The sequence below is a fragment of the Pseudomonas sp. GXM4 genome (assembly GCF_008923895.1).
Taxonomy (GTDB): Bacteria; Pseudomonadota; Gammaproteobacteria; order Pseudomonadales; family Pseudomonadaceae; genus Aquipseudomonas; species Aquipseudomonas atacamensis.
This window is the reverse complement of sequence record NZ_WBRZ01000235.1, coordinates 1-8,478: the sequence shown is the minus strand read 5'-3', so window position 1 is coordinate 8,478 and position 8,478 is coordinate 1. Positions and strand designations below refer to the sequence as shown.

The window sequence follows — 8,478 nt, the reverse complement described above, 5'->3', positions numbered from 1 at the left end:
TGGACGCTCTGCGGCCGCTGTTGGGACGCGGAGCGTCCCGGGCTGCATTCCCACGCGGAGCGTGGGAACGATCAATGTGGGAGCGAGCTTGCTCGCGAATATCTGAGCACCCACAATTCCCAAACGCCGAATGCAAAAAGCCCCGTCACACGGACAGGGCTTTTAACTTGCAGCTTGCAGCTAGAAACTCGCAGCTGCCCTTAAAACACGACACCCTGGCTACGCAGGTAGTCGTCATAAGTGCCGCTGAAGTCGGTCACGCCGTTCGGGCTCAGCTCGATGATGCGCGTAGCCAGGGACGATACGAACTCACGGTCGTGGCTGACGAAGATCAACGTGCCCGGGTAGTTTTCCAGCGCCAGGTTCAGCGCCTCGATCGATTCCATGTCCAAGTGGTTGGTTGGTTCGTCCATGATCAGCACGTTGGGCTTTTGCAGGATCAGCTTGCCGAACAGCATGCGACCTTGCTCACCACCGGAGATGACCTTGACCGACTTGAGGATCTCGTCGTTGGAGAACAGCATCCGGCCCAAAGTACCGCGAATCATCTGCTCGCCCTGGGTCCACTGACCCATCCAGTCGAACAGGGTGACGTCGTCTTCGAAGTCGTGAGCGTGGTCCTGAGCGTAGTAGCCCAGTTCGGCGGCGTCGGTCCATTTCACGCTACCGGCATCCGGGGTCAGTTCGTTGACCAGGGTGCGCAGCAGGGTGGTCTTGCCGATACCGTTCGGGCCGATGATCGCAACGCGCTCGCCGGCTTCAACCTGGAAGCTGAAGTCCTTGAACAGTGGCTTGCCATCGAAACCCTTGGCCATTTTCTCGACCATTACCGCCTGACGGTGCAGCTTCTTGTTCTGTTCGAAACGAATGAACGGGCTGACGCGGCTGGAAGGCTTGACCTCGGCCAGCTGGATCTTGTCGATCGCCTTGGCGCGGGAGGTGGCCTGCTTGGCTTTCGAGGCGTTGGCCGAGAAGCGGCTGACGAACGATTGCAGTTCGGAAATCTGCGCTTTCTTCTTGGCGTTGTCCGACAGCAGTTGCTCGCGGGACTGGGTCGCCACGGTCATGTACTCGTCGTAGTTGCCCGGGAACAGACGCAGCTCGCCGTAATCCAGGTCAGCCATGTGCGTGCACACGCTGTTCAGGAAGTGACGGTCGTGGGAGATGATGATCATCAGGCTGTTACGCTGGGTCAGGATGTTTTCCAGCCAGCGAATGGTGTTGATGTCCAGGTGGTTGGTCGGTTCGTCGAGCAACAGCACTTCCGGATCGGAGAACAGTGCCTGCGCCAGCAACACGCGCAGTTTCCAGCCTGGCGAGACTTCGCTCATCGGGCCGAAATGCTGTTCCAGCGGAATGCCCAGACCCAGCAACAATTCGCCGGCGCGGGATTCGGCGGTGTAGCCGTCCATCTCGGCGAACTCGGTTTCCAGCTCGGCAACGGCCATGCCGTCTTCTTCGGACATTTCCGCCAGCGAATAGATGCGATCGCGCTCGGCCTTGACCTTCCACAGCTCTTCGTGACCCATGATCACGGTGTCGATCACGGTGAATTCTTCGTAGGCGAACTGATCCTGGCGCAGCTTACCCAGACGCACGTTCGGCTCGAGCATGACCTGGCCACCGGACGGATCGAGATCGCCGCCGAGGATTTTCATGAAGGTCGACTTGCCGCAACCGTTGGCACCGATCAGGCCGTAGCGATTGCCTGCGCCGAATTTGACCGAAACGTTTTCGAACAGCGGCTTGGCGCCAAACTGCATCGTGATGTTAGCTGTGGAGATCAATTACCTTACCTATCAATGGGTTAGAGCTGGTCTGTGGTGCCTGGTACAAACTTGCGTACCAATCTGGAGCTTTTCCAGCTCCCCCCAGTCTGTGCTTGAGTTGAGCCAACGCGCATAAGCCGTCCGCAACTGGGGCCATTGAAGGCAAGCTGCTGAGCGACGAGTACGGGGTTCTTGTTGGACATTGGCGCGCATTGTCGCATAACTCAGACGGCAGTTATATGGCAGGCAAACGGGCGTACGCATCGGCTCGTCCGAGAAGCGACCGATATCCGCTGATCAAAATCTCGAAAACCCGAATGAACTCACTCGACCATTTTCACTTCGGAAAGTGGAGCAGCAGCCATTTTGTTCAAACGAGTGAGGACCAAGCCATGCGAGCAATGACCTATCACGGCGCCCATGACGTGCGCGTCGAAACCGTACCGGACCCGAAACTTGAAGCCGCCGACGACATCATCCTGCGCGTCACCGCCACCGCCATCTGCGGATCGGACCTGCACCTGTACCGCGGCAAAATACCCACCGTCGAGCACGGCGATATCTTTGGCCATGAGTTCATGGGCATCGTCGAAGAAACCGGCCCAGCCGTCACCGCCGTGCAGCGCGGCGATCGGGTGGTGATTCCGTTCGTGATCGCATGTGGCGATTGCTTCTTCTGCCAGCAAGAGCTTTACGCCGCCTGCGAGACCACCAATGAAGGCCCTGGCGCGGCGCTGAACAAGAAAATGATTCCGCCGCCAGCAGCGCTGTTCGGCTACAGCCGTATGTATGGCGGGATTCCCGGTGGCCAGGCGGAACTGGTGCGGGTACCGAAAGCCAATACCGGGCCGTTCAAGGTGCCGGGCACGCTGTCGGACGAGAAAGTGCTTTTTCTGTCTGACATCCTGCCGACTGCCTGGCAAGCCGTGATCAACGCCGGCGTCCAACAGGGTTCGAGTCTGGCGATCTACGGCGCCGGGCCGGTCGGGTTGCTCACCGCAGCCTGCGCGAGAATGCTCGGTGCCGAGCTGATCTTCATGGTCGACCATCATCAGTACCGCCTCGATTATGCCCAGCGCACCTACGGCGTGATTCCGATCAACTTCGATGAAGACGATGACCCGGCCGACACCATTACCAGCCAGACTCCCGGCCATCGCGGCGTCGATGCCGTGGTCGATGCCGTCGGTCTTGAAGCCAAGGGCAGCACCACCGAAACGGTCATGGCTACACTCAAGCTTGAAGGCAGCAGCGGCAAGGCTTTGCGCCAGTGCATCGCCGCCGTCCGGCGCGGTGGTGTGGTCAGCGTTCCGGGCGTATATGCCGGGTTCATCCACGGTTTTATGTTCGGCGACGCTTTTGACAAGGGCCTGACCTTCAAAATGGGCCAGACTCACGTGCAGCGTTTTCTGCCGGAACTGCTTGGCTACATCGAAACCGGCAAGTTGCAGCCCGAAGCGATCATCACCCACAGGCTATCGCTGGAGCAGGCCGCCGAGGGCTACAAGATCTTCAATAAGAAGCAGGAAGAATGCCGCAAGGTGATTCTGACCCCGGGTGGCAGCGATGTTCCGCTGGCGCAGCTGGATGAAACCACGCCGTTCGCACCGGCCACCTGAAACCGAGGAGTTTTCATGGCGCTACCGTCATCTTCATTCGCAGCTCCCGTACGCGCATGGTTCGTGAACCTTTCGCGTACGGGCTGGGGAGGGCGCATTTTCTGGCTGACCCTGGTCGGTGTAACCGTGTTGTTGCTGATCAGCGGCTACACCGGTTTGGTCAGTACCGGTCGCGACACGCTACGCCTCGCGACTCTCGGCGGACTGTCGGGTTTTGCCGCCACGGCAATCGGTGCGTTGCTGGCCCTGGCGTTGCGCGCAATTACTTCGCGAACTCAAGACACCATGCTCGGGTTTGCGGCAGGGATGATGTTGGCTGCCAGTTCCTTTTCACTGATCCTGCCGGGCATTGCGGCGGCGAAGGAGGCGGTGAGCAGTCCCATGCTCGCCGCTGCCGTCGTTGTGGCCGGCATGGCCTTGGGCGTGGCGTTGATGGTCGGCCTTGACCGCTTCGTTCCTCACGAACATGAAAAAAGCGGCCGGCGCGGCCCGGAAGCCAAGCGCTTCAATCGGGTCTGGCTGTTCGTGCTGGCGATCACCCTGCACAACCTGCCGGAAGGCATGGCGATCGGCGTCAGCTTCGCCACCGGCGACATGAAAATCGGCTTGCCGCTGACCACTGCTATCGCCATTCAGGACATTCCAGAAGGACTGGCTGTGGCGTTGGCGCTGCGCGTGACGGGCATTTCCGCAGGGCGCGCTGCGTTGATTGCCGCTGCGTCAGGATTGATGGAACCGTTGGGCGCGATCATCGGTTTGGGCATCACCAACAGCTTCGCGCTGGGCTTCCCGGTGGCGATGGGTCTGGCCGCCGGCGCGATGATTTTCGTGGTGTCCCACGAGGTCATTCCGGAGACCCACCGCAACGGCCACGAAACACCGGCCACGCTCGGGCTGATGCTTGGCTTCGGCGTGATGATGTTTCTCGACACGGCTTTGGGTTAGCCACCCGACGCACACCACTGAGCGCATCGCCCCGCACAAAAAAGGAATTTTTTTCAGCGCCAATCACTCTTTCGTTTATAGGCAATGCCAATAACGCAGGGGAATGAGTCATGTCGCTGATCGAAATCCCGACCAGGAAGTCTTCGGGTAAAACATCCACGCCGGCGGATACCGAGCGCCGGCTCTATGACCGATTGCTGGCGGAAGACTCCACGGTTGATCGCGCGGCACTGGACTTCCTGCGCCGGCAACTGAGCAAGGCGGCTGCGCTGTCCGACGATTTGCCGGCCAGCGCCGAAGAGCTGCTGCAATGGTCGGAAACCCGCTGCGCCAGCGTCGCTGCCGAATACGCCGATTACCTCGAACAGCGTCAGCAGGGCGCGCCGCGCCGCTATTTCCGCAACAAATCCCACGCGTTGTATTTCATTCTGCATGTGGCACCGACCAAAGAGGTCGATGGCGCCTGGCTGGCCGGGTTGTTGCCGCAGTGGCAGGATCCGCGTCTCGACGATTTGCTCGATACCTATCTGGAAGAGCTGGGCGAGGGCGTGCCACGGCAGAATCATGTGGTGATCTATCGCAAACTGCTCGCCGAGCATGACTGCTCCGATCTGAGCGGCCTTGCCGACGAGTACTTTCTGCAAGGCGCAGTGCAGCTGGCGCTGGGGCGTTTCGGCGGACAGTTTCTGCCTGAAGTCATCGGCTTCAACCTCGGCTATGAACAACTGCCGCTGCACTTGTTGATCAGTGCTTATGAGCTAGCGGAGCTGGGCATCGATCCGCACTATTTCCGCCTGCATGTGACCATCGACAACGCCAGCACCGGCCATGCGCGCAAGGCAGTGCAATCAATGCTCGAGCTGTTGCCCTTGGGCGAAGAGCGCGATGAGTTCTATCGGCGCATGGCCGTCGGTTATCGTCTCAATGACATCGGCAAGGGCACCACCGCCGTGATCACAGAGTTCGATCTGGACCACGAAGTCATCGCCATGCTTGAGCGCAAGGCTGTCTTTGGCCGGCACATGCATTCCGATTACTGCCGCATCGAAAACCGCACCATCAATCAATGGCTGGCCACGCCGGGGCAAATGGGCGAGTTTCTTTCGGCGCTGGAGCGCAAGAGCTGGATCAAGCGCGGCGAGGCGGTGGAAGAAAGTCGTTTCTGGCGTTTGATCGACGGCAGCGATGCGGCGATGTTCGGTGTGTTCAACGGCTATGAAAAACAGCTGCTGCGCGACTGGATCACTCAGGATTGCCCGGCATCGCGGCCTCGGCCTTATGTGCGCCGGGAAGCTGCCGTCGAAGAAAACTTTGACGATGACTCCGATCTGCTGAATTTGGAAGCGGCACTGGCTGACAAACCTGCCGCCGAGCAAATGTCGTTGTTGATGCCTTGGCTGCAGCCGCAGCGGCACTGGCGTCCGGCCGGACTTTTCGCGACGCGTCGCTTCATCCAACTGCGCGCCCGCTTGCGCTGAAACAAGGAGGCTTCATGTCGGCACAAGAAACATCCGATAGAGCCCTGTTCGAGCTGGGCAAGCGCCTGCTCGACAGTGGTTATCACTTCATTACTCCAACGCCATTGACCCACGAACGTTATCTCCAACGCTTTGCCACGCCGCTGGCCAAGGATCTGCGCGATGTGTTTGGTTGGTCGATGCCGTTTCCTTCAGAGCTGTTTTGCGCAGACGAGCTGGCCAGCCTGGAGCAGGCCGGCATAGTCGAACGCGATGGCGCCGTGTGGCGAAGCCATGTGCGCTGGTCGACGCTGAATGACCGGTTGTTTGCCCACTCGGCGTTTCCGACGACGGCGAGTGATGCGGTGTTCTTCGGCCCCGACACTTATCGTTTCGCCCAGGCCATCGAAGCGCAATTGCAGCAACGCTTTTCGCCGATCAGACGCGCGGTGGACATCGGCTGCGGAAGCGGCGCCGGCGCGGTCGTCATGGCCAAGGCACGTCCCGATGCCGACGTGCTGGCGGTCGACATCAATCCGCAGGCGTTGCGCATGAGTTCGGTCAACGCCGAGCTGGCGGGCGCAAACAATGTGTCGGTGTATCACAGCGATCTGCTCGCCAGTGTCGAAGGGCAGTTCGATTTGATCATCGCCAATCCGCCGTACATGAACGACGAACAACAGCGCTCCTATCGCCACGGCGGCGGGGCGCTGGGTGAGGGTTTGTCGGTGCGTATCGTGCGTGAGGCGTTGCCACGACTGGAGGTAGGCGGCACGTTGCTGGTGTACACCGGCGTGGCGATCGTCGCCGGGCAGGATCCGTTCCGCGAGGCCGTGGCGCCTTTGCTCAAGGGCGAGCGTTTTGGCTGGACTTATCGTGAGCTTGATCCGGACGTTTTCAGCGAGGAGCTGCTCAAGCCTGAATACGAGCGCGCCGAGCGCATCGCCGTGGTCGCACTGACGGTAACCCGCGAGCAGTGACCGATAGTTGGGCCACTGCTCGCGCGGTGGCCTTCAGCGATTTCTGATGCGCGAGATCGTCAGCAGGCAAACCCCTACCAGCATCGCAGCCCCGGCTACCAATAGCGGCGAAGGGCGTATCGGCTGCCGCGAAATACGCTCGATGCGCCCGGCGACGGAAGCGCGCACTGGCGCAGCAGGTTCCGCCAGATAAGGCGCTTCTTCAATCTCCAGGCGTAAGCCGTCCGGCATTACCAGCGTCAGCCCTTCGATCGTGCCGGCAATTCTGCCCGGATACACCGGCTCACCGGTCGGGTCGAGCTGGTCGTAGAAGAATATTTGCCCTTCAAGCCAGCCGATGGCGGTCTGCAACTCGGGTCCCAGGTAATACTTTCCATCGAGAAAAAAGCCAGAGAATTGCGGCGCGCGCTCGACACTTTCAATTCGATAGCGCTGACCTGGTTTCATACCGGTTTCTGGGGCGATCATGGGGGTTCCTCCGTTATTGATAAGCGATAGAGGAGCGCGTGCCAAGCGTGGTTCCATCGAAATGAGCAACGGGCGTTTGTATGGATTCAAGTGGGCTAGAGCTTTACACGCAAACGCGCAAGACAGTTTTTCACAGTTGAGGGTTCACTATCGGTTACGAACTGTGGCTAAAATGCCACCCTTTCACCGAGCGCCCGGAAACGGCGCGGGCCATGGACGCGCCCTGTGCATCAAGACCGCTGCATAAGACGCTGGGCCTCAGGTCGCCACGCGCGCAGTTTGTTCACTTTTGACGTGTGACCCTTTTCCGTGAAACTCATCATTGCCGCTGTTTATGTCATCTCCATTGCTTACGTTCACTTGCGTGGACGCGTGCGCCACAAGCTGGGGCGGCAATTGAGTGACCACTCGACGTTCCTCGCGCCGATCAACTGCTTCCTCTATCTGTTTTCCAGGATGCCCAACAAACCGTATCTGAACCCGGCAGACTTTCCCGATCTGAGCCCGTTGCAGGCGCACTGGGAAGAGATTCGCGAGGAAGGCCAGAATCTGTTGCGTGCCGGCGAAATCAAGCGCTCGAATCAGTATGACGATGTCGGCTTCAACTCCTTCTTCAAGACCGGCTGGAAGCGCTTCTACCTCAAGTGGTACGGCGACAGTCACCCATCGGCGATGAAGCTGTGCCCACGCACCACCGAACTGGTGCAGAGCATCGGGTCGATCAAAGCGGCGATGTTTGCCGAGCTGCCACCGGGCTCCAAGCTGGTGCGCCATCGCGATCCGTACGCGGGGTCCTATCGTTATCACCTGGGCCTGGATACGCCGAACGATCCTGGCTGCTACATCAACGTCGACGGCGAGAACTATCACTGGCGCGATGGCGAAGCGGTGATGTTCGACGAGACGTTTATTCATTACGCCGAAAACACCACGGATCAGAATCGCATCATTCTGTTCTGTGATATTGAGCGGCCGTTGAAGTACCGCTGGGCGGCGGCGTTCAACCGCTGGTTCAGCCGCACGGTGATGTCGGCGGCGGGCGCGCCGAATGATGCGGGGGACAAGACTGGTGGCATCAACCGCTTGTTTACCAAAATCTACAAGATTCGTTTGCGCGGCAAAGAGCTGAAGAAGCGCAACCGTACGCGGTATTACCTCGAGAAATGGGCGATTTTTGCCGCGTTGCTGGCGACCTTTATTCTGATCTGAAGGCTTGCGGTGTCAGTACCGGCCTCTTCGC

Annotated in this window: 7 protein-coding genes; 5 read left to right on the top strand and 2 right to left on the bottom strand. The window is 59.6% G+C overall.

The window, feature by feature from the left end:
- Nucleotides 1–200: 200 nt before the first annotated feature.
- Complete coding sequence (locus F8N49_RS22115; protein ID WP_016774693.1) at nt 201–1,787, bottom strand: ABC-F family ATPase; 1,587 nt, start codon at nt 1,785–1,787, stop codon at nt 201–203.
- 374 nt (nt 1,788–2,161) lie between these two features.
- Between F8N49_RS22115 and F8N49_RS22110 the strand changes: the two genes are divergently transcribed.
- The 4 genes from F8N49_RS22110 to F8N49_RS22095 all read left to right on the top strand — a co-directional run bounded on the left by F8N49_RS22110 (nt 2,162) and on the right by F8N49_RS22095 (nt 6,770).
- Nucleotides 2,162–3,388, top strand: a complete 1,227-nt coding sequence (locus F8N49_RS22110) for a zinc-dependent alcohol dehydrogenase (RefSeq protein ID WP_122507327.1) — start codon at nt 2,162–2,164, stop codon at nt 3,386–3,388.
- A 15-nt stretch (nt 3,389–3,403) separates the two neighbouring features.
- Nucleotides 3,404–4,333 (top strand): ZIP family metal transporter, encoded by a 930-nt coding sequence (locus tag F8N49_RS22105; protein ID WP_151552580.1) that lies wholly within the window; start codon nt 3,404–3,406, stop codon nt 4,331–4,333.
- A gap of 110 nt (nt 4,334–4,443) precedes the next feature.
- The gene (locus F8N49_RS22100; protein WP_151552574.1) at nt 4,444–5,811 is read left to right on the top strand and encodes an iron-containing redox enzyme family protein; all 1,368 of its coding nucleotides are present in this window, start codon (nt 4,444–4,446) and stop codon (nt 5,809–5,811) included.
- A 14-nt stretch (nt 5,812–5,825) separates the two neighbouring features.
- Nucleotides 5,826–6,770, top strand: coding sequence for a class I SAM-dependent methyltransferase (locus tag F8N49_RS22095; RefSeq protein ID WP_151552572.1), 945 nt, complete (start codon nt 5,826–5,828; stop codon nt 6,768–6,770).
- Nucleotides 6,771–6,803: 33 nt separating this feature from the next.
- On the opposite strand, the gene F8N49_RS22090 is transcribed toward F8N49_RS22095, so the two are convergent.
- Entirely contained in the window at nt 6,804–7,238 is a 435-nt protein-coding gene (locus F8N49_RS22090) for a hypothetical protein (protein WP_024012933.1), read from the bottom strand.
- A 309-nt stretch (nt 7,239–7,547) separates the two neighbouring features.
- Here F8N49_RS22090 and lpxO point away from each other — a divergent pair, with 309 nt between their 5' ends.
- Nucleotides 7,548–8,447 carry a lipid A hydroxylase LpxO gene (lpxO, locus tag F8N49_RS22085; RefSeq protein WP_151552570.1) on the top strand — a complete coding sequence of 300 codons (900 nt, stop codon included), beginning with the start codon at nt 7,548–7,550 and terminating at the stop codon, nt 8,445–8,447.
- The last annotated feature ends 31 nt before the right edge of the window (nt 8,448–8,478 follow it).